General features: G+C 35.6%; 25 protein-coding genes. 16 read left to right on the top strand and 9 right to left on the bottom strand.

Annotation, left to right across the window (positions count from 1 at the left end):
• The first annotated feature begins 101 nt into the window (after nucleotides 1–101).
• The 4 genes from J3U24_RS09090 to J3U24_RS09075 all read left to right on the top strand — a co-directional run bounded on the left by J3U24_RS09090 (nucleotide 102) and on the right by J3U24_RS09075 (nucleotide 4,737).
• Nucleotides 102–854 carry a hypothetical protein gene (locus tag J3U24_RS09090; protein ID WP_267337194.1) on the top strand — a complete coding sequence of 251 codons (753 nt, stop codon included), beginning with the start codon at nucleotides 102–104 and terminating at the stop codon, nucleotides 852–854.
• Between the two features lie 279 nt (nucleotides 855–1,133).
• A complete protein-coding gene (locus tag J3U24_RS09085) occupies nucleotides 1,134–2,306 on the top strand; it encodes an HlyD family efflux transporter periplasmic adaptor subunit (RefSeq protein WP_267337193.1) in 1,173 nt (390 codons plus the stop codon).
• A complete protein-coding gene (locus tag J3U24_RS09080; protein ID WP_220680117.1) occupies nucleotides 2,303–3,832 on the top strand; it encodes a DHA2 family efflux MFS transporter permease subunit in 1,530 nt (509 codons plus the stop codon). Before J3U24_RS09085 ends, J3U24_RS09080 begins: the two co-directional genes overlap by 4 nt.
• A 101-nt stretch (nucleotides 3,833–3,933) precedes the next feature.
• Nucleotides 3,934–4,737 (top strand): AraC family transcriptional regulator, encoded by an 804-nt coding sequence (locus J3U24_RS09075; protein WP_267337190.1) that lies wholly within the window; start codon nucleotides 3,934–3,936, stop codon nucleotides 4,735–4,737.
• Between the two features lie 58 nt (nucleotides 4,738–4,795).
• On the opposite strand, the gene treC is transcribed toward J3U24_RS09075, so the two are convergent.
• The 3 genes from treC to treR all read right to left on the bottom strand — a co-directional run bounded on the left by treC (nucleotide 4,796) and on the right by treR (nucleotide 9,086).
• Nucleotides 4,796–6,469 (bottom strand): alpha,alpha-phosphotrehalase, encoded by a 1,674-nt coding sequence (treC, locus tag J3U24_RS09070; RefSeq protein ID WP_267337189.1) that lies wholly within the window; start codon nucleotides 6,467–6,469, stop codon nucleotides 4,796–4,798.
• A gap of 69 nt (nucleotides 6,470–6,538) precedes the next feature.
• Complete coding sequence (treB, locus tag J3U24_RS09065) at nucleotides 6,539–7,966, bottom strand: PTS trehalose transporter subunit IIBC (protein WP_065562511.1); 1,428 nt, start codon at nucleotides 7,964–7,966, stop codon at nucleotides 6,539–6,541.
• Nucleotides 7,967–8,129: 163 nt separating this feature from the next.
• Nucleotides 8,130–9,086, bottom strand: coding sequence for a trehalose operon repressor TreR (gene treR / locus J3U24_RS09060; protein WP_065733630.1), 957 nt, complete (start codon nucleotides 9,084–9,086; stop codon nucleotides 8,130–8,132).
• Between the two features lie 197 nt (nucleotides 9,087–9,283).
• On the opposite strand from treR, the gene J3U24_RS09055 reads away from it, so the two are divergent.
• The gene (locus tag J3U24_RS09055; protein WP_267337188.1) at nucleotides 9,284–9,814 is read left to right on the top strand and encodes a hypothetical protein; all 531 of its coding nucleotides are present in this window, start codon (nucleotides 9,284–9,286) and stop codon (nucleotides 9,812–9,814) included.
• 63 nt (nucleotides 9,815–9,877) lie between these two features.
• Here the strand turns inward: J3U24_RS09055 and J3U24_RS09050 are convergent, their stop codons facing one another.
• Nucleotides 9,878–10,213, bottom strand: a complete 336-nt coding sequence (locus tag J3U24_RS09050; RefSeq protein WP_267330834.1) for a winged helix-turn-helix transcriptional regulator — start codon at nucleotides 10,211–10,213, stop codon at nucleotides 9,878–9,880.
• Nucleotides 10,214–10,390: 177 nt separating this feature from the next.
• Between J3U24_RS09050 and J3U24_RS09045 the strand changes: the two genes are divergently transcribed.
• From J3U24_RS09045 to J3U24_RS09035, 3 genes are all read left to right on the top strand, one after another.
• A complete protein-coding gene (locus J3U24_RS09045; RefSeq protein ID WP_267337187.1) occupies nucleotides 10,391–11,026 on the top strand; it encodes an NAD(P)-dependent oxidoreductase in 636 nt (211 codons plus the stop codon).
• Between the two features lie 332 nt (nucleotides 11,027–11,358).
• Complete coding sequence (gene allB / locus J3U24_RS09040; protein WP_267337186.1) at nucleotides 11,359–12,726, top strand: allantoinase AllB; 1,368 nt, start codon at nucleotides 11,359–11,361, stop codon at nucleotides 12,724–12,726.
• Between the two features lie 42 nt (nucleotides 12,727–12,768).
• The gene (locus J3U24_RS09035) at nucleotides 12,769–14,151 is read left to right on the top strand and encodes an NCS1 family transporter (protein WP_267337185.1); all 1,383 of its coding nucleotides are present in this window, start codon (nucleotides 12,769–12,771) and stop codon (nucleotides 14,149–14,151) included.
• 34 nt (nucleotides 14,152–14,185) lie between these two features.
• Here the strand turns inward: J3U24_RS09035 and flhA are convergent, their stop codons facing one another.
• The 5 genes from flhA to flgA all read right to left on the bottom strand — a co-directional run bounded on the left by flhA (nucleotide 14,186) and on the right by flgA (nucleotide 19,036).
• Nucleotides 14,186–16,267, bottom strand: a complete 2,082-nt coding sequence (flhA, locus tag J3U24_RS09030; protein WP_416380478.1) for a flagellar biosynthesis protein FlhA — start codon at nucleotides 16,265–16,267, stop codon at nucleotides 14,186–14,188.
• Between the two features lie 15 nt (nucleotides 16,268–16,282).
• A complete protein-coding gene (gene flhB, locus J3U24_RS09025) occupies nucleotides 16,283–17,413 on the bottom strand; it encodes a flagellar biosynthesis protein FlhB (RefSeq protein WP_065562518.1) in 1,131 nt (376 codons plus the stop codon).
• A gap of 137 nt (nucleotides 17,414–17,550) precedes the next feature.
• On the bottom strand, nucleotides 17,551–17,985 hold the full coding sequence (locus tag J3U24_RS09020) for a flagella synthesis protein FlgN (protein ID WP_065562519.1): 435 nt from the start codon (nucleotides 17,983–17,985) through the stop codon (nucleotides 17,551–17,553).
• Nucleotides 17,986–18,007: 22 nt separating this feature from the next.
• Complete coding sequence (flgM, locus tag J3U24_RS09015; RefSeq protein ID WP_267337180.1) at nucleotides 18,008–18,295, bottom strand: flagellar biosynthesis anti-sigma factor FlgM; 288 nt, start codon at nucleotides 18,293–18,295, stop codon at nucleotides 18,008–18,010.
• Nucleotides 18,296–18,373: 78 nt separating this feature from the next.
• Complete coding sequence (gene flgA / locus J3U24_RS09010) at nucleotides 18,374–19,036, bottom strand: flagellar basal body P-ring formation chaperone FlgA (RefSeq protein WP_267337179.1); 663 nt, start codon at nucleotides 19,034–19,036, stop codon at nucleotides 18,374–18,376.
• A gap of 150 nt (nucleotides 19,037–19,186) precedes the next feature.
• On the opposite strand from flgA, the gene flgB reads away from it, so the two are divergent.
• From flgB to J3U24_RS08970, 8 genes are read left to right on the top strand one after another with little or no spacing between them, the layout of a single operon-like run.
• Nucleotides 19,187–19,591, top strand: a complete 405-nt coding sequence (gene flgB / locus J3U24_RS09005) for a flagellar basal body rod protein FlgB (protein WP_267337178.1) — start codon at nucleotides 19,187–19,189, stop codon at nucleotides 19,589–19,591.
• Between the two features lie 2 nt (nucleotides 19,592–19,593).
• Nucleotides 19,594–20,001 carry a flagellar basal body rod protein FlgC gene (gene flgC, locus J3U24_RS09000; RefSeq protein WP_141673923.1) on the top strand — a complete coding sequence of 136 codons (408 nt, stop codon included), beginning with the start codon at nucleotides 19,594–19,596 and terminating at the stop codon, nucleotides 19,999–20,001.
• Between the two features lie 52 nt (nucleotides 20,002–20,053).
• Complete coding sequence (gene flgD, locus J3U24_RS08995; protein WP_370632648.1) at nucleotides 20,054–20,734, top strand: flagellar hook assembly protein FlgD; 681 nt, start codon at nucleotides 20,054–20,056, stop codon at nucleotides 20,732–20,734.
• 16 nt (nucleotides 20,735–20,750) lie between these two features.
• A complete protein-coding gene (gene flgE / locus J3U24_RS08990) occupies nucleotides 20,751–21,962 on the top strand; it encodes a flagellar hook protein FlgE (RefSeq protein WP_065562525.1) in 1,212 nt (403 codons plus the stop codon).
• 14 nt (nucleotides 21,963–21,976) lie between these two features.
• Nucleotides 21,977–22,726 (top strand): flagellar basal body rod protein FlgF, encoded by a 750-nt coding sequence (locus J3U24_RS08985; protein ID WP_267337177.1) that lies wholly within the window; start codon nucleotides 21,977–21,979, stop codon nucleotides 22,724–22,726.
• Nucleotides 22,727–22,744: 18 nt separating this feature from the next.
• Complete coding sequence (gene flgG, locus J3U24_RS08980) at nucleotides 22,745–23,527, top strand: flagellar basal-body rod protein FlgG (RefSeq protein WP_065562527.1); 783 nt, start codon at nucleotides 22,745–22,747, stop codon at nucleotides 23,525–23,527.
• Between the two features lie 10 nt (nucleotides 23,528–23,537).
• Complete coding sequence (locus J3U24_RS08975; RefSeq protein WP_081299484.1) at nucleotides 23,538–24,215, top strand: flagellar basal body L-ring protein FlgH; 678 nt, start codon at nucleotides 23,538–23,540, stop codon at nucleotides 24,213–24,215.
• A gap of 11 nt (nucleotides 24,216–24,226) precedes the next feature.
• Entirely contained in the window at nucleotides 24,227–25,330 is a 1,104-nt protein-coding gene (locus tag J3U24_RS08970) for a flagellar basal body P-ring protein FlgI (protein ID WP_267337176.1), read from the top strand.
• Nucleotides 25,331–25,333: the final 3 nt, after the last annotated feature.

Here is a 25,333-nt window from a genome sequence, read left to right as displayed (position 1 = left end):
GCTGGGCAGTTGTTAATTAAACAATTCCAAGAGTTTACTTTTTAGGCTATAGTGTTTGTGAAAATTATTGAGGAGTCTATACCGTTATAAGGAGCGTAATAATGTATCATGCAATTTTACCGAGTAAGCAACAGCCTGCTGCAGAGCGATTTTTGCAACAGTTGCCCAAGTTCGTTGCAGCAAGTCCATTATGCCAGCGCCTTAAACCGACATCATTGCTGATTGATATTGCTCCGTACACCTTAACGGCTCAACCCCACAGTTTTATTGCAGCTCAGTTCAACCTGTCACCACGAGCAGCTCGTAGACGGGATAATGTTATTCGGCAATTGCTGGAACAGCATGAGCCTGACCTTTATCAAGCGGTATTAGACCTTGAGAAAACCACCCCTAACCAGGTCAGTCAGCAAGCGAAAGCATTTAAATCATGGCTTAAAGATTTGCTCAGTACATCTGTCATGCCTTGCGATTATTGCGAATCACCTCTGACTGTTCGTATTGGTCACCGCCTTAATTTTCGTTGCCGAAGCTGTCGACGCACGTTTAATCCACTCAAAAAATATCAATTAGATCATTTATCTCATTGCGAACTGTGGTTACCTTTTGTTGACTTATTGCTACAAGGTGAAACCCTTAAAACCGCTAATCAGCAATTAGGGATTAACTCCAATACCGCCGCTAAATGGAAGTCCTGTTTCCTGTGGATAATGGAAAAGCAAGGGTTTTCCATATTGGCGAATTATTGCCGAGTAAAGCGACGCCAACGTTATCGGCAAATTTGGTTAGATGTTAAAGCCGGAGCAACATTTTTACCCACCGTTGGCTCTCGTTTTAGGCATAAATCACATTTTTGATTTATATCTCTGTAAAAAATATTGAGGAGTCTATACCGTTTCAATCAGCACGTTAAATGATTTCTCTTTAAAATCGCGATTATAGAATTTTGACTGCTGTTTTTGCTTTCTACATTCTATAGTCGATATATTAAGTATTAATTACCCAAGATTCATTCAAATAAATCAGCTATATCAATTTAAAATCAAGTTAGCTACTTTATTCAAGACAAAGCCAATTATCTATCTAATACTACTGTTTTCTACCCTTAATTATGTTGTAGTAAGACGGACAAAAGTATGGATAAAGAGATAGATTCGCCACCGCACCCAATTAAACGTAAAAAGAAGCTGATTATATTAACGCTATTATTTCTTTTTTTTGCTTTGGCTTATGGCGTTTATTGGTTTATGTTTAGTCGATTTAATCAATCAACTGATAATGCTTATGTTATGGGTAATCAGGTCCCGGTTGATGCGCAAGTAAATGGTGGAATATTGACGATTAATGTCGATAATAACGATTTTATTCAACAAAATGATGTGATCGCAACGATTGATGCAGTTGATGCAGAAAATGAATTTGGTTATGCCAAAAATGCGTTAATCAAAGCGATTAGAGAGTTGCATCAAATTCAGATCACAAATGAAAAACTTTCAGCCAGCATTCAGTTAAAACAAGTCACCTTAGACAAACTTAAGCAAGATCTTGAACGCCGGGAGAATCTTTGGTCACGAAAGGTCATTTCAAAAGAAGAGATTATTCATGCAAGGCAAGATGTCGATTTTGCTATTAATGATTTAAATATATCTAAGCATGAATTAGCCATTAATAATGCTCTACTAATGAAAACGCCATTATTAGAACAACCAAGTATTCAGCAAGCAATTTTTAAATTAAAACAAGCTTGGCTTAACTTAAAGCGAACCAAAATCACCGCACCTGTAACTGGGTATGTCGCGAGGCGAAGTGTCCAAGTTGGTACACAAGTGACTAAAGGTGAGCGTTTAATGGTTATTGTTCCATTAGATCAAGTATGGGTAGAAGCAAATTTTAAAGAGGTACAGTTAAACGATATTCGTATCGGTCAGTCAGTTACCTTAGAAAGTGATTACTATGGTGAAAAAGTTGAGTATAAAGGAAAGATAAGTGGTATTGCGATGGGCACCGGTGGCGCTTTTTCTTTGCTACCTGCACAAAATGCAACAGGAAATTGGATCAAAGTGATTCAACGTTTACCGGTACGGATTGAATTAGACAAAGCGCAACTTAAACAATTTCCATTACGTATAGGCTTATCAATGAATGTTAATGTGGATACGCATGATACGTCAGGTAAGCTTTTAACCGATATTCCAGCGAAGACGATAAAATATCAAACGGATTCACTTTCTTTTGATGAAACTGAATTTGAGCAGCTCGTTGAGGATATTGTAAAAACCAATTTCTACGCTACGCAGATTATTCAATGAATCAAAGTAAAGCGTCCTCATTGCCTTTAACTGGCATCAGATTTATCTTACTAATTATTTTATTAGCGGTAATCGCGTTTTTACAGATTTTGGATTTAACAATTACTAATGTGGCGTTATCAACCATTACGGGTAATCTTGGTGCTTCAAATTCGCAAGGAACGTGGGTTATCACCTCTTTTGCCGTTGCTAATGCTATTTCGATCCCCTTAACGGGATGGTTAGCTCAGCGTTTTGGTGAAGTGAAATTATTTACTTATTCTATCTTATTTTTCGTAGTCACTTCTTGGCTTTGTGGCATTTCAAATAGCTTAGCCATGCTGATTTTTTCAAGATTATTGCAAGGTATGGTTTCTGGACCAATCATCCCTCTATCGCAAAGCTTGCTATTAGCGTATTGCCCACCGGCCAAAAAAAATATGTCATTAGCCATATGGTCAATGACAATTATTATTGCGCCAATCTGTGGTCCAATTCTAGGTGGTTGGATTAGTGATAATTATTTTTGGGGATGGATCTTTTTAATCAATATTCCTTTCGGGATCATCATTTGGTTTGGTGTTCACCTTTTATTAAAAGATCGTGAAACGGCTACCAGCAAATTACCCATTGATAGGATTGGATTAGTTTTATTTATAGCTGGCGTGGGATGTTTACAACTGGTATTAGATAGAGGAAAAGAGCTTGATTGGTTTAATTCTAATCAGATTATTATTCTTTCTGTATTAGCTGTTGTTTTTATTAGTTATTTTATTATTTGGGAACAAACAACAGATTATCCAATTATTGATTTATCCGTTTTTAAATCCCGAAATTTTACCATTGGCACAATTTGTATCAGTTTGGCATTTTTACTCCATATTGGCACGCTGGTTATTCAACCACAATTATTACAACGTGTGTTTGGTTATACTGCAACTTACGCCGGTTTAGTGTTGGCGCCAATTGGTTTGGTTCCTATTTTTCTTGCGCCAATAATTGGCCGATTTGCTTCAAATGTTGATATGCGTAAAGTGGTGACGTTTAGCTTTATTGTGTTTGCACTCTGTTTTTTTTGGCGAGCATATACATTTGAATCAAACATGACTTTTGCTGATGCAGCATGGCCGCAGTTTTATCAAGGTTTTGCGATAGCGTGTTTTATTATGCCCTTAAATATTATTATTTTATCTGATATTCCCATTCATAAATTAGCAATTGCCGGCAGTATTTTTAACTTTTTTAGAACGTTGTCGACATCAGTTGGTACCTCGTTAACCGCTACTTTATGGGAGCGTCGTGAAGTGATTCATCATAGTCAATTGACTGATATAATTTATCAAAATTCCCAAACATTAAATTACACTTATCAACAATTCAATCAACTAGATTTATCTAACATGCAAGTATCAGCTATGCTGGCACAACAGATTACCAATCAAGGTTTATTAATTGGCATTAATGAAATATTTTGGCTATATGGTATGATATTTTTAGGTTTAATTGGTATAGTATGGTTAGCAAAATCTTCGGTGAAGGTTAATTGATACTTGGCTAATTAAATCAACGTGATTTTTATTTTGTGGCAGGAGTAAAGTATTAATCAGTGGTATAGTATTCAGATATAAAATAAGCAGGAGAGCGGATTTTGCATATTGATTCAGTGATTCAATTAGATGAACAAGACTCAGCAACTTTGTACTTTCTCCATAACGTTAATACCGATTTTCATCGCCATCCTTGTTTACAATTAACGATATCACTAAACGATATTTTTTTAAGTACAGAAGATAAAAAGTATCGTGAATTTGGTTTTATTATTCGTTCAAATCTGTCACATAAATTAAATACAACTTGCGCTATCAATTTTTTACTCGAACCCGACGCGCCTTATTTTCATTTGTTGTCACATTTTACCGAAAACGATCCTATTTATCGTTTATCGCGTGAAGAAGCCTCAATACTGGCACAATATTTTATACATACTATTGAAAATAAACAGGTATTCGATATCGAGCATATTGTTAATCTATTATATCGCCCTAATACCAGTTGTCTTTGTCGGCAAGATAGTCGCATAGTTAAAGCGACCTCAATAATTTCGTTATTGCCGGTAAAACAGATATCCTCAAAAGAAATTGCTGATAAAATTTATTTATCCGAAAGTCGTTTTTTACATCTATTTCGAGAAAATCTAGGTATCAATTTCCGAGGCTACCTGTTATGGAAAAGATTGCGTGATGTTATTAACACGCTTGACGCATCGGCAACATTAACAACTTTAGCTAATAATATGGGCTTTGCCGATTCAGCTCACTTTAGCCGAACTTGTGTTGCAAGTTTCGGATTAAGGCCCTCAGAGCTGAAACGAGCGTTAATTTATAATCAAAAATTGCCAAACAATAAACATGGTAAACATATTTATTGTTTGCATAAGCCAGCAGAAAAATAACTCACCAGACCCAGCTGAGCCATTCAATTCTGCGTTAATTTTAGTATGTTAAAAATTGCTAATTATTTTCGTGCAACAAATACATAGCCTCATAAGGTTGTAATACCATTTCACCTTCAAACTCTGTTTGATTTGAGTAATTACTTAACAAGTTTTGCCAAGAACTATTTTCCAATGCTTTAGGCAATTGCCATTTAACCGTATTTTCGGTCAGATTGGCTATCACAAGTAACGTTTGATTATTCCAATGTCTGACATAGCACCAGCAATTAGCATTATTAGGCGTTAGATCTTGATAGTCACCGAAAATAAAAATCGGGTATGTTTTGCGTAATTTGATTAAAGTTTTATAGCAATAGAAGATTGAATTGGGATCGTTAAGTGCTGCTTTAACATTGATTTTTGGATAATTATTTGCCACCTCAATCCAAGGTTTACCTTGGCTAAATCCGGCATTGGCAGTATTATCCCATTGCATTGGCGTTCGGCTATTATCCCGTGATTTACTAGCAAGAATCGCTAACATGTCAGACTCTGACATACCTTCGGCAATTTTTTCTTGGTAGATGTTAAGACTTTCCACATCTTTATATTGCGAAATATGAGTAAAATGGGGATTGGTCATCCCGATCTCTTCACCTTGATAAAGATATGGCGTGCCTTGTAGTCCATAAAGAATCATCGCCAGCATTTTTGCTGATTCGTTGTGGTATTGGTCTTCATTACCTAAACGTGACACAATGCGAGGTTGATCGTGATTACACCAGAAAATCGCATTCCATGCTTTACCGTGCATACCCACTTGCCAATAGCCAAGTATCTTTTTGAGTTCAAGTAAATCGGGTTTAGCCAGCGTCCATTTTTCTCCATTTGGATAATCAATTTTTAAATGATGAAAATTAAACGTCATGGTCAACTCTTTGCCATCCAATGCGGCATATTTTTGACAGTTTTCAAGCGTAGTGGACGACATTTCGCCCACGGTTTTTAAGTCATTAGGTTGAAAAACATCTCGGCTTAGCTCTTGTAAAAATTCGTGTATTTTCGGGCCGTCCGTATAATATTTTCGCCCGTCACCATTCACGTCATCCAGAAAGTCTTGCTGTTTAGAGACCAAATTAATCACATCCAGCCTTAATGCATCGACGCCTTTATCTGCCCAGAATTGACAGACATTTTTAATCTCTTGGCGAACGGTTGGATTTTCCCAGTTAAGATCGGCTTGCTGTTTTGCAAATAGATGTAAATAGTATTGTCCTGATTGCTCATGCCACTGCCAAGCTTTGCCGCCAAATTTTGACCGCCAATTATTAGGTTCTGAGCCGTCAGCTTTGGCGTCTTTCCAAATATAAAACGATCGAAAAGGGCTGGTTTTATCTAAGGCCGATTTAAACCATGGATGCTCTGTTGAAGTGTGGTTAAATACCATATCCATCATAATCCGGATATCACGTTCATGCGCCTGCTTCACCAATAATTCAAAGTCGTCCATCGTGCCATAAGCCGGATCAATATCATAATAATCCGATACATCATAACCATTATCAACTTGCGGAGAGGGATAAATTGGCGTTAACCAAATCGCACTAATGCCCAAATTTTTCAGATAATCTAATCGACTAATAATGCCTAATAAATCCCCCGTTGAACCCGCGCCACTGGCTTGAAAGCTTTTGGGATAGATTTGATAGATAGTACCATTTTGCCACCACGGGATATCTATTTTATTCATTGCTTACTCTTTATTTTTAATCAGTAAAATTAAATTCACATAAAACGGGTGAATTACTATTTATTATCATTATTGAATATTTAGTGTGCCTTTTTTCTGTTTTATTTTATAAACAATGATGGTTAATGCGATTGGAACAATAATCGCTACTAGCATTGCTAAGGCATAAATTGACCAATAAACAGGTTTTATTGATAAGATACCAGGCAATCCTCCCACACCGATACCATTAGATAATACACCATATAAACCACAGATTAACCCAGCACTAGCTGCACCAACCATGGCACAGAACATTGGGAATTTATAGCGTAAGTTAATACCGTACATAGCTGGCTCAGTAACACCTAGATAGCCGGATATAGCAGCAGGAATGGAAACTTCGCGCTCATTATGTTTTCGACTGATCAAAATGATGCCAACAACGGCTGAAGCTTGAGCAATATTGGATAAAGCAATGATTGGCCAAATTGGTGTACCGCCCATACTTTCTGTCATCTGCATATCGATAGCTAATGTAGTATGGTGAATTCCAGTAATAACCAACGGTGCATAAAAGAATCCAAAAATTGCCGAACCAATGAAGGCATAATCACCAGTCATTAAGTATTTAACCACATAAGCAATACCATTGCCTAACATTCGTCCGATTGGCCCTAAAAGAAAATGTGCAAGGACGACGGCTAATAGGAGTGATACGATTGGTACAATCACTAAAGTTAGGTAATTAGGGACAATTCTACGTAATCGAGTTTCGATCCATCCCAATGCCAAACCGGCAAAAATAGATGGAATCACTTGTGCTTGATAGCCGACTTTTTGAATCGTAAACCAACCAAAATCCCACACGTCAGGAACGATTTTCCCTAGATTATAAGCATTCATCAGTTGTGGAGAAACCAGTGTTATGCCTAAAACAATCCCTAACACAGGAGAACCGCCCATTTTTTTGACTGTAGACCAGCAAATAGCCACCGGTAAAAAGTGGAAAATCGCTTCACACGGTAACCAAAGGAAACTATGTATAGGTACCAACCAAGTATACGTGTCAGTAAGCGGTTTATCGTTAATAGTTGGCATTTCACCAATTACATTACGCAAGCCGAGTAATAGACCACCCGCAATCAGTGCAGGTAATAATGGAACAAAAATTTCAGCTAAATTTGAGATTAACCGTTCAAACCATGACATATTTTGTTTAGCTGCGGCTTTTGTTTGCTCTTTGGTCGCTTCGTCAATATTTAATTGTTCAATCAATAACTTGTAATAACTATCAACATCCGTTCCAATAATAACCTGAAACTGCCCGGCATTATTAAAGCATCCTTTGACAAAAGACAATCCTTCAATCGCTTCAACATTGGCTAATTTGGGATTAGCAAGCGCAAACCTTAATCTTGTCAAACAATGGGTAACACTAGCAATGTTTTCTTTTCCTCCAACAAGTTCAATCAATTGCATAATTGATTTTGTTGAAACTTTAGGTGCTTTTGCCATTGTTAAGTCTCCTTATTTTCAATTTAAGCCAAAATTTTTTTAATTATTTCGACCCTAATTTGGTAACAATTAAGCATAAATTGAATTATTATTTAAATAAATGGGAACGTTCCCTTTTTGTGATAAACCTCACAATTTTAGGCAATATATCACTCAAAAATAATTAAATGAGTATTTGGGAAGGAACCGTAATAATTTTAGGTTTTGCTCCACTTTGTAGTATTTGCAATAACTCGTTTGCAGCATAAGTACCCGCTTTATCAAAACCAAGATCGACAGTAATCGTTTTGGTAAACAAAAATTTAAGCAGCTCACTACTACCAATGCTAATAACAACAATATTATTGATATTTTTTTCAGATAAGAACTTATTTAGACCTAAAGCAATTGAATCGGTAGCACAAATGATTGCTGTTGGTGAATCAACCAATACTGACTCGGCAAGCTCATAACCAGAATAATAGCTTAATTTGCCAAGCACCGCATTTGGCTTAAGTTTATGAGTATGACAAAAATTAGTATACGCTTGGTAGCGTAATTCACCAGTAGTCTGATCTTGTTTAGTAATACCAATATAGCCAATTTTTTTATGCTTTTGATATAAATAGGTTAATGCTTTGTTTACCGCCCCTACATCATCATAACAAATGCAAGTATAATCAGAAAAAGGCCTAGCAATAACCACACATTTATCTTGCCAAAATGTCAGTCGAGAGCTATTCAATCCTGTAAAAGCAAAAATCACTACACCGTCAGCTTGCTTTTCTTTTAACATTGTCAGGTGTTCTTCGACTTTTTGCGGGCTAAATTGGCTCTCAATGATAATCGGATCATACCCATTTGCATAAAAAACAGGCAACATGTTTCGAACTGCATGATTTTCGGATATGGAATCAAGGCGAGTAACAATTATACCAATCACTTTATTACCATAACCACGCATTGCTCTAGCTGATTTGGATGGGGTAAATTGATATTGTTCAACAATTGCCATCACTTTGTTACGTGTCGATTCCTTCACCATTGGGTCGTGATTAATAACTCGCGAAACAGTGGATTTACTCACCCCGCTCAATTTGGCAATATCTTTAATGGTTAAATTCGGTGATGGCTTATTCATAATCAATTTTTAGAATGAAAATCAATTAAATCATAGTAATATAGTTTTAACAAAATGGCGATAGGTTGGCTAATAAGTTAATATCAAAATTATTAACTATTGCTTATTCTTCATTTATAATTGGATTGAGATTTTATAGAGAAACAAAACTTAACTGAATCAACAAAGCATTAATAACCTCATATAGACAATGAATTATGAAAAAATCATATTTACTTTTAGGTTACACGCTATTTTTTTTGAGTTTATCTGGATATGCGTCTAGTGATGACACAAAGACTATAACAGAACAATTTAGATCCGCATTATTATGTCAGTCAAAACCTTTTGCCATAGAAGATAAAAAGATCATTGCTGAACTTGCAAAACAAAAAATTACTTTAAAAAAACAAGATAGTATAAATGAAATCGAATACTATTTTGAGCAACCTATCAAAGTTAAGAATGTATGGGTTAATATGATTCGTTATGAAAGCGATAATTTTGTCACATCTTTTTATGCCAAAGCCAAAGGTGATATGCACAAGTTCGCTAAATTGATTGAGGTTAACCCTATATTACGCAGCTGTGAAGAACCTATTCCTTTGAATGATACAGACATATTCCGAAAGGAAATTACCCCTATTACTGACAATAATCTTTACCCAAATACAATCGTTATTGGTCAGGATAAAGATTCAAAGCCGGATGAATTTTATTTCATATGTTCTAAATTTGAGGCTAATTAGCCATAATTTTTTTGCTTAATGAAGATCATGCTATTAGTTTACTAACATTACTTATGTATAAACCTATTTATTAGCACTTTGTTTTGATTTATAAGCACTTCCCCACGCTAACATAGCATCATGCACTTGTTTTAAACTTTGCCCGACATCGGTCAATGTGTATTCCACTTTAGGTGGTACTTGGGCATAGACTTTGCGGCTGATTAAGCCGTTTTTTTCCATTGTTCTTAGATGTTGGGTTAAGACTTTTTGAGATATACCGTTTAGTGATTTTTTTAATTCTCCAAAGCGTTTTGTACCTGTTAATAAATCACGAACGATTAAGACTTTCCATTTATCACCCATTAACATAAGGGTAATTTCGACAGGGCAAGGAGGTAAAATTACGTTGAGTGACATTAGTTAAAAATCCTTTAAATTCAATAATAGTATCATTTCAGTAACTATATTACTGCTTGGTACCTACTTTACAATAGATACTTAGAATATTAACCTAAAAATATCAAATTGTTAAAAGATTTTTCCAATTTAAAACCTGAATCAAACAATACTTATAAATTAATAAAGGAGTAAAAAATGAAAATTGCGGTTATTGGTGCTAGTGGTAAGTCAGGTAGTCTGATAGTTAAAGAAGCAATTGCGCGTGGACATGATGTAACGGCGATTGTTCGTAATCCCAACGCTCATGTTGACCCTAAGACAAAAATTCTAGTTAAAGATCTGTTTGATCTAACTTATGAAGATTTGAAACCTTTTGATGTCATTATTGATGCTTTTGCAGCATGGACACCAGAAACCCTTCCACAACATCAAACTAGCTTAAAACACTTAACTGATATTTTAAGCGGTAAACCTAATCGTTTATTAGTTGTTGGCGGTGCAGGTAGTTTATATGTCAATCCTGAGCATACTATTCGTTTAGTTGACTCTCCGGATTTCCCGGATGAATTTAAACCATTAGCCAATAACATGGCAAAAGCTTTAGATCAATTAAGAACTTGTAATGATGTAAATTGGACCTATCTAAGCCCAGCAATTGAGTTTATTGCTGATGGTCCAAGAACTGGTCATTATATTGTTGGTGGCGAGCAAATTTTGGTTAATAGCCAAGGGAAAAGTCAAATCAGCTATGCTGACTATGCAATCGCGATGATTGATGAAGCGGAGAATGCAAAACACATTAAACAACGTTTTACTGTGGCTACTAAATAATATTTACAAGGCCTTACATTAGTAGCGATAACCAAAAGGTTGACTTTAATGTAAGGCACATAATCTAATTTTTCTAATGTTTTATTCGATTTTCCTATCTAATCCCCCAAAATAGTGCAAAACATTGAGTCAAACAGATATAAATGGATCATTTTAGTGCAATTCCACTTAAAGAAAACCAAATCATGTCAGTTATTACTTACTTTTTGATTTAGTGGCACGTTTATTGCATAAATATAAAGATTATTATGAAAATTTGATAAAACAAATAATACTGATAATATGAATGATTATGTGTCTAATTTGTAATCAATTTAGTTGGGAAAATTATTATGCAGTACGATCTCATTATTAAAAATGGTCTTGTCATTCTCGAATCTGGCGAAATTTATACCGATATTGCAATAAAAAATGGCAAAATTGCAGCAATTGGCCCTAATTTAGTGCAAGCCGATGAAATTATTGATGCTAATGGCTTGATTGTTAGTCCCGGAATGGTTGATATTCATGTTCATATTAGTGAACCTGGTGGTGTTCGTCATGAGTGGGAAGGCTATATCACAGGAACAAAGGCATGTGCAAAAGGGGGCGTAACAACCTTTGTTGAAATGCCTCTGAACCAACTCCCGGCGACTACTAGTGGCGAAACTCTTCGCACCAAATATGCTGCTGGTGAAGGAAAACTTTATGTCGATGTTGCTTCTTATGGTGGATTGGTTCCTTATAATCTGACCAATAATGGTATTGCAGAACAAGTCGAAGAAGGTGTCGCGGCATTTAAATGTTTTATGGCAACCTGTGGTGATCCAAACCTTGACGGTGATTTTGCCAATGTAAATGATTACGCATTATGGGAAGGAATGCGCCAAATTGCTAAAACCGGTAAAGTGCTAGCTATCCATGCAGAAAATGCCGCAATTACTGATATTTTAGGGCAACAAGCTAAAGCACGAGGCGAAAGTAAATTATCACAATATGTAGCAACCCGTCCGGCATTTACTGAAGTTGAAGCAATTCGTCGAGCAATCTTTTTCGCTAAACAAACTGGGTGCCCGATTCATATATGCCATGTCGCTTGTCCTGAAGGAGTTGAAGAGGTTATCAAAGCACGCCAAGAAGGCATTAATGTGACGTGCGAAACCTGTATCCATTACCTCTATTTTACTACAGACCAATTGGATGCTATTGGACCAATTGCAAAATGTTCACCACCAATCCGTGATCAGCAAGCTCAAGAAGGATTATGGAAATATCTATTTGCTGGCCACATCATCACTGCGGTGTCTGACCATTCACCATGTACTTACGATTTAAAAGACAAAGCCAATGCCTTTGATGCTTGGGGCGGAATTTCTGGTGTTCAAAATAATGTAGATATTATGTTTGATGAAGCCGTACAAAAACGGGGTATGTCATTAAAACAATTTGCCGATATCATCGCTAAAAACCCTGCTGAAAGATACAACTTACCAACTAAAGGCTCAATTCAAGTAGGTAAAGATGCTGACATCATCTTTATTAAACCTCATTCTAACTATGTATTAAAAGAGCAAGATCTCGAATATCGTAATAAATTTAGTCCTTATGTAGGACGACAAATTGGTGCACAAGTTGTTCAAACATTATTACGAGGCAAAACTATTTATCAAATTAATGCCGGTATTAATTCAACACCAAGAGGTGAATTTATTCGGCGTTAATAATGGAATTGAAACGACAGAAATAAGTAGGGAAGGAAAGTCATGAAGAATAATACAGCACAATCACCAAATACATCGATGCAGATTGATAGTTCTTTATTACCCAAATCTAGCAAAGATCGAACTATGAATCCTTTAGCCTATTCTTTTATGTGGATTGGCGATGGCATGAATTTGGGTAATATGACCTTAGGTGCAAGCTTAGTTGTAGCTGGTGTTGCCACCATGAATATTTTCCAAACTTTTGCCGCAACATTAATTGCAATATTGATTATCACGACAATTTTTGTTTTTAATGATCGCTTAGGATATCGCACAGGTATTCCTTATGTGGTACAACTTCGCATGTCATTTGGTATAAAAGGCGCTATTATTTCTTCATTACTTCGCGGTATTCCTGCTATTGTTTGGTATGGATTTCAAAGTTGGATAGGTGCAACTGCGCTCAATGAAATTATTAGAATATTATCTAATGGTGATTTTAATAATATATTTATCTGTTTTCTTATTTTACAATTTTTCCAAATCGCTTTATCGCTATATGGATTCCATGCAATAAAATGGGTAGAAACGTTAATTTCAATTGTTATTCTTTGTGCGTTAATTTATGTCTTTATTATATTACTCAATAATCATCAAGAAATTATTATAGACAAATGGGTAAATGCCGAAGGAACTTGGGGATTACCATTCTGCGGCTTCATTATGATGTTCTTAGGTAATTACGCTGCAATTTTTCTTAGTGCAGCTGATTACTCACGAGAACTAAAAGCTGGTTTTAGTGATAGAAAAAGGGGGCTCCTCTATTTTCTACCAATTTTTGTTGCTTACGGTTTTATTATTACCATTGGTGTGATGTTGGCCTCAGTCACAGGTAACTCTAATCCAGTTAAAGCATTTGCGATTGTAGTAAATAATCCATATATCACCATCGTGGTATCATCCTTTATTGTATTAGGCACCATTGCTGTAAATATCGTTGCTAATATCATCCCACCAGCTTACGTAATTACGTTATTAACAAAAGCTAAATATAAAGTAGCAGTAACCATTACAGGATTATTAGCTATCGCTTCTTTTCCTTGGGTTCTTGTTCAGGATACCTCAGCAAAAGGATTAGGTTTATTTATTCTAATTTACTCCGCATTTTTGGGACCAATTGTGGCAATTTTGTTGGTGGAATACTATCTGTTACGTCGCCAAAAAATTGATGTAAATACACTATATGATAACAACGGTCAATTTGCTGGATTTAACCCCGCTGCTATTCTAGCGATGCTTATTGGATCAGCAGCTGCATTTTATGAAGTGAGCTTAACATGGATTGTCGGCTTTGTTGTTGGTGGTATAAGTTATATATTGCTCACCAAATTCTCATTTAAAAACTCACCTTTCAAAAAAGGGACAATATTTGAAAAAAAATAGATTAAATGACGATCAATATTGTGCAGTAAATTTATCATAATTCACTGCCAATTTGATATGTCACTTGGATCTTTCGGTTATCAGGTATTTCTAAATTAGATAACACAGCTAATTGAGGAAAATTAGGTCTTAAAAACTGGGAGAGCATCGCTCTTAATGTGTGATTAACCAATAAAACAGGCGGCGCTCCCATTGCATCTTGCTGATTTAATGCTTGTTTGAGTTGTTGAAGAATATGTTCTGCTAGTCCCGGTTCAACATTACTAGTATTTTGCAAAGCTTGCAGTAATATTCTTTCTAAATCAATATTTAATCCAATTACTCTTATCGGTTCCGTCCCAGGAAACCATTGTTGGGTAATCACACGCCCTAGCGCTATTCTAACAATACTGAGTAAATGATAGGCATCATTTTGATTTGGTGCCTGTTCACAAATCGTCTCAATAATTGTGCGCATATCACGAATCGACACTTTTTCAGAAAGTAAGTTTTGTAGAATTTTATGAAAAGTAGTTAAAGGCACTACGTCAGGAATAAAATCTTCGACTAATTTAGGAATATCCTGCTTTATTCGATCCAATAATTCTTGTGTCTCTAATCGTCCCAATAAATCACTGGCAAATTGATGTAACAAATGATTGAAATGGGTGGCAATCATGGTACTAGTATCAACAACAGTGTAACCCAATATTTGTGCATTTTCTTTGTCATTTTCATCTATCCAAACAGCAGGTAAACCAAAAGCCGGCTCAATAGTTTCAATGCCTTCGATAGTTTCGGTTACTGTGCCGGGGTTGATCGCTAACCATTTATTATTCATAATTTCGCCTTGACCAATTTCACCACCTTTTATAAAAATTTTATATTGATAAGGTGATAACGAGAGATTATCGCGAATATGAACTTGAGGCGGTAGAAAGCCTAATGTTTGCGCAAACTTTTTACGCAAGCTACGAATTCGACCAAGTAATTCACCATTTTGGTTTTGATCAACCATAGGAATAAGCCCGTATCCAACTTCCATCGCTAAGATATCTTCAATATTGACATCAGACCATGAAGCGTCAACATTTGTTGGCGCTACAACACTTTTTGGTGGAGTAGCAACTGTTTTCTCAACTCTCTTTTGTTTGGTTAACCACCAAGAAATTACTGATAATACCGCAGTAAACATTAAAAATACTAAATTTGGCATCCCTGGAATAAGTCCAAGCAAACCAATAACAACCGCAGTTAAGATTAATACTTGAGGGTTATTAAATAACTGTTTAAGCATTTGGTCACTAATGTTTTCTTGTGAGGTAACCCGAGTCACAATTACACCCGCAGCGGTAGAAATAATCAGTGAGGGAATTTGTGCAACTAGACCATCACCAATAGTCAATAATACATAGGTTTTACTCGCATCTGAAAATGTCATACCATGCTGCATTACCCCAACTAATAATCCACCAACAATGGTTATGGCCATAATTAGTAATCCAGCGATGGCGTCACCACGTACAAACTTACTCGCACCATCCATTGAGCCATAAAAATCGGCTTCCTGTGTAACTTCTGCGCGCCGTGCTTTGGCTTCATCTTCACCAATTAATCCAGCATTGAGATCAGCATCAATTGCCATTTGCTTACCTGGCATACCATCCAACGCAAAGCGAGCACCAACTTCAGCAATCCTACCAGCACCTTTAGTGATTACCATAAAGTTGATGATAACTAAAATAATAAAGACAACAATACCAATAGCAAAATTACCGCCCACTAAAAAATGCCCAAAAGCTTCAATAACTCTACCAGCTGCATCACTACCAGTATGACCTTTTAACAGTACAACCCGAGTTGAAGCAACATTTAGCGATAGTCGTAATAACGTTGCAAAAAGCAGAACGGTAGGAAACGCTGCAAAATCTAAAACCCGCTTAGTAAACAACGCAACAATCAAAATAATAATTGATAATGCAATATTAAAAGTAAAAAACAGATCCAATATAAATGCAGGTAAAGGTAATACCATCATTGAAAGAATCAATAAAATAAGCATTGGCCCTGTTAAAATTCGATAATGACCACTTTTTGATAGATTTACTGATAATAAATTGGCTAATTTTGATTTCATCATAGAGATTTACTTTTACTCATTTACGGATAAAGATTCAGGGATCGGTATATTCGTTGGTTTTTGAGGCTTATCACCACCATGTTTATGCCAACGTTTTAATTGATAAACCCAGGCTAAAATTTGCGCAACGGCAGCATAGAGTTCGGCTGGAATGGTTTGTCCTATTTCACCATAGCGATATAAAGCCCGAGCGAGAGGAGGAGCCTCTAATTGTGGAATGCGATGCTCTTGGGCAATTTCTTTAATTTTGATAGCGATATTGTCGGTACCTTTAGCTATCAGTTTAGGGGCAGACATAGTTTTATCATCATATTGTAGTGCAACCGCATAATGAGTTGGGTTAGTGATAATAACATTGGCTTTTGGTACATCTTTCATCATTCGACGTCTTGCTATTGCTTGTTGCATCTGGCGAATGCGGCCTTTAATTTGTGGATTACCTTCTTGCTCCTTGAACTCGTCTTTAATCTCTTGTTTAGACATTTTTAATTTTTTTAAATTACTCCAGATTTGATAAAAAATATCAAATCCAACCATAGGAATTAAAGCTAATATAGTTAATATTCCTGAATAAATAAGCAGTTGCATAACGTTAGATAATGCACTATTTAAATACATATTTGGCAGCGAAAGCATATTTGGAAATTGATTGATTAGAAACAATGTCACGGCAAAACCGATTAAAACAACTTTAAGCAGGCTTTTAAATAACTCTGAAAAAATTCGAATACTAAAAATTCTTTTAAATCCGCTAATCGGATTCAATTTACCAAAATTGGGTTTAATTGATTGCAAACTAAAAAGTAAACCACCAACCCCCATAGGTGCAATGATGGCAATAATGACTAATCCGAAAAAAATAGGTAAAATCGACCAAAATCCAGCGGTTAATAAATTAATTAAATTGAAAATAATTTGTTTATCATCATCTGTTCGGTATGCAACCAACATAGCGTGTTGAATAATTGTTTTTAAATTAGCAACAAAATGACTACCCATCATCCAAAATAATAGGATACTAACCAACAAAATAATTAACGATGTTAACTCGCGAGATCGTGGGATTTGTCCCTTTTCCTTGGCTTTTTTTAATTTGCTATCGGTGGGTTGTTCGCTTTTATCTAGATCACTATCATCAGCCATATCTTAATTAAATCAATTTTATTGCCTAATTACCGTTTACAGCACAGTATGAACGCAACTTGAGAAAGTTATTTGCTTAATAAGACCCTAATTTAATAGTTATTTATCTCGTTTACCGTGAAACAACTTCAAAATGATTAAACTTTAGCGCGTTTAGATGAAATAGTTTCTGGTTGTTGATAACCATTATGGGTATAAACAGCAGGATTATTCATGCTTTTCAAATAATCTATTGAATGTTGAGTTACGTTCATTCGGTTTTGAATAAGCACTCCGTTTTCCCGATTGATTTGAGCTAATCGCTGAGTCATTTTTGTGATAGCTTGCCATTTTAATGCTAACTCTTGTTTTTCACTATAAGGTGATTGAATATTGCATTGCTGACTAACTTTTAGTCTTTTTTCATCAAGTAATTTTAACTCAATAAGTAATTGGCTTTTTTGGTTTATAATTTCACTCAATTGATTTACTGAATTATTTTTAAATAATATTTGTTGTTCAGCTTCTAAAATATCTGACAGGGCTTGTAACATAACTGTTACATTATTAAAAATGTTATCTAATTCTAACATGACGACATTCCTTCAAAATCAATTAGATTTCAATATTTTCGAAAGTTTGCTTAATAATTTCATCGGCAATTTTATTTGGATTGATCACTAATTTACCTTCAGTAATGGCCTGTTTTATCTTTTCAATTTTACTAATATCGATATCATTTTCAGTTGAATGCAACAATGCTATAGTATTTTGGCTTAACTTAACATTCAACGTTAAGTTATTTGAGTTTTGCACAGATGCATTAGTTTTTTTATTTTGCTCATTTATACGATTAAGTACCCCTGATACGGCGGTAACCATTTTTGTTGCATCTATACTCATAAAATTCCTTCAATTAACGTTGAGGTTTATAGGGGAGGTTTAATCTAATTATCGGCAAAAATCAGAAAATCATTAATTTTATTTGTTTAAAATTATGATACCTTTTTCTGTAACAACACCCTGAACAATATTACCTGTATTAAGTTTGATATTTATTAATTCACCCAAGGCACCATTGCTTAGTGTTTTGCCATTAGCAGCAATTGAATAACCCTCACCATTAACAATTACTTTTACAGTTTGACCTGCTTTAACATGCCAATTTTTCTGTAACATTGAATTTTTAATTGGCTCACCATTATTAATATTTCTTAAAGCAATATGATTGATAACCTCTGATTTATTCAAAATTACAGCAGGTGGTAATTTATCTAACCGCCCAGATTGCATTTTCACTTGCTGCTCTGTCATTAATGTTCCTGCACTTATCGGCTGATTCGCCATAACATAACTCCCAGTAACAGCAACATAAACTTGAATATATTTAGTGATATTTTCACATTTAGCAGTGATGGTTAAATTACCCCAATGCTTATTTTTATTTAAAATCGCAAATGTTGGTGAATCACAATTTAACTGAGGTTTCAAAGTGAGGTAATCAATAGCAATATTATCAATATTAGCTTCGCTAATTTGTTGATAGATTAGATCGCTAATCTGTTTTTCCATTGAGTTAGCCAAAGCTATTTTTGAGCTACACAACACACCTAAAAGGCTTATATATTTTATAAACTGAGACATATTTGTTCACAACATTATTGGTAACTAAATTTTACTTTATCAGCTAATTTATTGAATGTTGAAATAAGGGCAATTTTTATCGTTATTTATACGATGATTTTTTTTTGATTTGCTTAAAATTCTCTACATAAAAAAAGATGAGATGATTTTATGCTAAATAAATTAGATACTTTTGTTAACTTTCATCAACAAGCATTAAATGTTCGTGAAAAACGACAAAATATACTTGCGACCAATATTGCCAATAGTGATACGCCTAATTATCAAGCTAGAGATATTGATTTTAATATTGAATTAAAAAAAGCTATCAATAATCAACATACGCTTAATAATATAAAACTTAATATAACATCAGCAAAGCATATCCAAACCATCGGCTCAGCAGATTATCAACTTCTGTATCGCATTCCTTATCAATCATCTGCTGATGGTAATACTGTTGAAATGGATCAAGAAAGAACAGCTTTTATGGATAACAGTATCCATTATCAAAGTAATTTAACATTTTTAGGTGAACAATTTAAAAATGTAATATCCGTATTACAGCAAGGATAACCATTATGAGCTTCTCTATTTTTTCTATCTCTGGTTCTGCCTTAATGGCACAAACTCAACGAATGAATGTTAGTGCGAGTAATTTAGCAAATGCTGATAGTGTTACAAGTACTTCAGGTCAAGCTTATCGAGCTAAACAAGTTATTTTCCAAGTCGATGATAACAATTATCCCAATAGCATAGCTGGAGTAAAAGTATCTGAGGTCATCGAAGACCCATCACCAATGAATTTAGTCTATGATCCTAAGCACCCTTTAGCTGATGAGAAAGGTTACATTCAAAAACCTAATGTAGATGTAGTGGCAGAGATGGTCAATACCATTTCAGCATCTCGTAGCTACCAAGCAAATGTGGAAGTCATTAATACCGTAAAAAGCTTAATGCTTAAAACACTTACCTTAGGGCAATAAAGGGGCTTAATTCATGGGTATTTCGAATGTACCAGTTTCAGAATCGTCAAATATGGCTAGTCCACAAGCAGTGAGGAAAGGTTCATCTGATGGTAATTCTAGTCAGGAATTACAAGATAACTTTTTAACATTACTTATTGCCCAAATGAAGAATCAAGATCCAACTAATCCAATGGATAATAGTCAGTTAACCTCGCAATTGGCGCAAATTAATACATTAGCAGGCATTGAACGACTTAATACAACGTTAGGTATGGTTTCAGGCCAGATTGACGATAGTTTATCAGTCAACGCGAGCAATATGATTGGTAAAGGCGTTATGGTTCCTGGTAATAAAATATTAGTCGCAACTTCAGAAATAGATGGTTCAAAAAGTGATAAAGAGACCATTACTACGCCGTTTGGTTTTGAACTTATGCGTGATGCTGATTCGGTTGTTATCACCATAAAAGATGAAAATGGTAATGTTGTACGAGAAGTCGATCTTGGATCCATCCCTGCTGGTGTCAGCTCTTTTACTTGGGATGGAGAACTTAACGATGGAACTTTAGCTCCAGATGGTAGCTACACGTTTTCAGTTAATGCTACTTACGAGGGGCAAAAAGTCACATCAACACCATTAGCTTACTCTGTTGTTTACGGAGTAATTAATAGCAAAGTTAATAATAAAGTATTACTTGATTTAGGGATACTTGGTTCAATTAGTATTGACGAAGTGCGTCAAATTCTTTAAAGGGGAATAAGTTTATATGGGATTTTCTCAAGCAATCAGTGGTATGAATGCCGCTTCTAAACAATTAGATGTTATTGGTAATAATATTGCCAATTCTGCAACAGTTGGCTTTAAAAGTGCTAGCATTTCATTTGCTGATATCTATGCCGGTTCAAAAGTAGGGATGGGTGTTAAAGTTGCTGCTGTTATGCAAAATTTTAATGACGGCACAACAACCTCAACCAACAACAGTTTAGATGTAGCGATTTCAGGTAATGGATTTTTCCGATTAGTTGATAGTAGTGGACAAATCTACTATACCCGTAATGGTCAGTTTCAATTAGATGCTGAACGTAATATCGTATCTGCTGACGGTTTCAATTTGACTGGTTATCTTGCGACAGGTACTCCACCACAAATTCAACAAGGTTCAGCACCAGGCCCATTAAAAATTTCACAAGAAATGTTAAATGCATCAGCAACCAATAAAGCTGCTTTGCAAACAAATCTAAATTCAAATAGTAAAGTTCCTGAAAAACAACCCATTAATGCAACAGATGCTGACACATTCAATTATTCAACCACTATCACCACTTATGATTCATTAGGTAATCAACGCAATGTTCAGCTTTTTTATGTAAAAACAGCAGATAACCAATGGGATGTTCATTACCTTGATAGTAGCGATCCTAATGCAACCCTACAAGCATTAGGAAAAATGGAATTTGATTCATCAGGCAAATTAATCAGCGATCCCGAAATGACTATCAATATTAATGGCATAAATGGATCAGAAGATAATAGCTTTACATTATCACTTGCAAACAGTACGCAACAAAATATGGGTAAAGAAGTCGGTAGCATAAAAACGCCTATCGTAGATGGTTATGCAGCAGGTGATTTAGTTGGTTATAGTATTAACAATGATGGCACTATTTATGGTGTTTATTCCAACCAACAAACCATGTTATTAGGTCAAATTGCCATGGCTGATTTTGCCAATGTTAATGGATTAGAGTCAGCAGGGAATAATAACTGGCGTTCAACACTAAATTCTGGTGGTGAAGTATTAGGCTCAGCCAATACTGGTACTTTTGGATCATTAGCCAGTGGTGCCGTTGAATCATCCAATGTTGATATGAGCCAAGAATTAGTTAATATGATTGTTGCCCAACGTAATTATCAATCTAATTCTCAAACCATTAAGACGCAAGATCAAATTCTTAATACATTAGTTAATTTAAGATAATTTAAGGAATATGTATGGATCGCGTTATTTATACTGCCATGTCTGGCGCTAGCCAAACATTAAATCAACAATCCATAACCAGTCATAACTTAGCTAATGTATCAACAGCAGGCTTTCGTGCTCAATTAACGGCAATGAAAGCCGTTCCTATTGTGGGTAATAGTATGCCAACAAGGACCATGGTTGCAGCAACCACGCCAACCTATGATTCAACAATGGGTGCATTTAATTACACTGGGCGAGATTTAGACGTTGCTTTATCAGAAGATGATTGGCTAGCTGTACAGTTAGCTGATGGTAGTGAAGCATATACTCGTAATGGTGCCATTCAAATTGATGAAAATGGCACGCTTAATATCCAAGGTCATCCATTACTTGGTGATAATGGCGTATTAACAGTTCCTCAGCGTTCACAGGTTAGTATTAGTGCCGACGGAACTTTATCAGCGTTAGGTGCAGGTGATAAACGCACAACCATTGCTCAAGTTGGAAAAATAAAGAAAGTTCACCTTGAACCTAATGAGTTGGTACGTGGCGATGACGGTTTTTTTCATGCAACAACTGTTAACAATCGTGGTGCAGTATTACAAGATAATCCTAACGCAAAACTAATGTCTGGAGTATTAGAAGGCAGTAATGTTAATCCTGTTACTGCAATGGTGAATTTGATTAGCCATTCTCGTCAATTTGAAATGCAGATGAAGCAAATTACTACAGCTGATGAAAATGCACAAAGAGCCAATCAAATATTATCGTTAACATAATTAAAATAGGAAAAAGCAATGATTAAATCATTATGGATTGCAAAAACTGGGCTAACTGCACAACAAATGAATATGGATATAATTTCCAATAATTTAGCCAACGTTAGTACTGGTGGTTTTAAACGCCAACGTGCTGTTTTTGAAGATCTGTTATATCAAACTATTCGCCAACCTGGCGCTCAATCATCTGAACAAACAACACTACCCTCTGGATTACAAATTGGTACCGGTGTTAGACCTGTAGCTACCGAACGAATTCATAGCCAAGGAAATTTAGAATTAACTGATAATAGCAGTGATATCGCTATTAATGGACAAGGTTTTTTCCAAGTTCTGATGCCTGATGGAACGCTAGCTTATACTCGAAGTGGTGCTTTTCAAGTTAACCAAAATGGTCAATTAGTTACCGCTGCTGGTTACGAAATTCAACCAACCATCAACATTCCATCAAATGCGATAAAAATGACCGTGGCACGGGATGGTATTGTTAGTGTGACGTTAGCCAATCAATCAACTCAAGTGCAAGTTGGTCAATTAACATTACATACTTTTATTAATGACACTGGGTTAGAAAGTGTTGGTGAAAATCTCTATTTAGAAACCGAAAGCTCCGGTGCTCCAACTGAAAATACACCAGGATTAAATGGTGCTGGATTGCTTTATCAAGGTTATATCGAGACCTCTAACGTAAATGTTGCAGAAGAGCTAGTTAACATGATTCAAGTACAACGTGCTTACGAAATTAACAGTAAAGCAATATCAGCGTCTGACCAAATGTTGCAACGTTTAAATCAGTTATAAATCTATGATAATGAGATATCTTTATATTTTAGTAATGATGTTATTAGTTGGTTGTAGCCAATTACCTAAAAAAGCATTAGTTGAAGGGCAAACCAGTATTGTTCCTCAAATGCCAGAAATTGTTAATTCAAGTGGCTCAATATATCAAGCATCACAACCAAGTAGTTTTGGCTATCAACCAATGTTTGAAGATCGTAGACCTCGCAATATTGGTGATGTATTAACTATTGTATTACAAGAAAATGTGAGTGCGAGCAAAAGTTCATCTATTAATGCTGGCCGTAATGGTGGGGTAAATTTAGGTGTAAAAACTGTTCCTCACTTTTTAGATGGGCTAGTTGGTCGAGGCAAAGTAGATACTGATATCTCAGGCAGTAACGATTTTAAAGGTTCTGGTGGCGCTAATGCAAAAAATACATTTAGTGGAACCATCACCGTCACCGTTCAAGATGTCATGATTAATGGCAATTTAAAAGTAATAGGTGAAAAACAAATTGCAATAAATCAGGGAACAGAATTTATTCGATTTTCAGGCGTTGTTAACCCAAGGACAATAAGTGGTAACAATACCGTTATTTCAACTCAAGTTGCCGATGCTCGCATTGAATATGTAGGTAATGGCTACATTGATGAAGCTCAAACTATGGGTTGGTTACAACGCCTGTTTTTTAATCTTTCACCTTTTTAATGAATCTGATTATGCTTAATAAATTACGAACTTTTATTATTTTAATAATGATAGTGGGCACACCCTATAGTTATGCCGAACGAATAAGGGATTTAGTAACTATTCAAGGCGTGCGTGAAAACGCCTTAGTAGGCTATGGAATTGTTGTTGGGCTAGATGGTACAGGAGACCAAACTTCACAAACACCATTTACCATTCAAAGTATAACCAACATGCTTTCGCAATTAGGTATTACCGTACCATCAGGTAGTAACATGCAATTAAAGAATGTTGCTGCGGTAATGGTTACTGCTAAATTACCATCTTATGCACGAGTTGGGCAACAAATTGATGTTGTTGTCTCTTCATTAGGTAATGCCAAAAGCCTTCGCGGTGGCACATTGATTATGACGCCATTGAAAGGTGCCGACAATCAAGTTTATGCCATTGCTCAAGGTAATCTTTTTGTTGGTGGTATGGGCGCAAGCAGCAAAGGCAGTAGTGTAACAGTTAATCAAATGGCTGGTGCAACTATCCCGAGTGGAGCGACAATTGAGAGGGAATTAACAACCCGCTTAGATGAAAAAAGTTCCATTCACTTACACCTTAACCATTTTGACTTTACCATGGCATCAAAAATCGCTGAAGCAATTAACAAGGTACAAAAAAATATCGCAGTTGCTTTAGATGGTATGACGGTTAAATTGAACATGCCACAAGATAGCCAGGCAAGAGTTAAATTATTATCGAAGATTCAAAACCTACAAATTAGTGCTTCACCAATTTCAGCAAAAGTAGTCATTAATACGCGCACTGGCGTGGTAGTGATGAATCAAAAAGTTCAATTAGACAATTGTGCCGTTGCTCATGGTAATTTGTCTGTGGTGGTCAATAACAAATTAAAAGTTAGTCAGCCTAATACTCCGTTAGCCGGAGGACAAACCGTAGTTGTTCCTGATGATGAGGTCAGCATCGAACAAGATGGCGGAGCATTACATAATTTAGCTTCTGGCGCTGATTTAAACCGAGTAATTAGCTCACTTAATTTATTAGGCGCAAATCCAACAGAATTAATGTCGATACTTGAGGCATTAAAAACCGCAGGTTGTTTGCACGCTGCATTAGAAACGATTTAAAGC

It is taken from the genome of Gilliamella sp. B2785, assembly GCF_026537005.1.
Lineage (GTDB): Bacteria > Pseudomonadota > Gammaproteobacteria > Enterobacterales > Orbaceae > Gilliamella > Gilliamella apicola_E.
The sequence above is the reverse complement of the archived record's forward strand: the minus strand, read 5'-3'. Positions and strand labels throughout refer to the sequence as shown.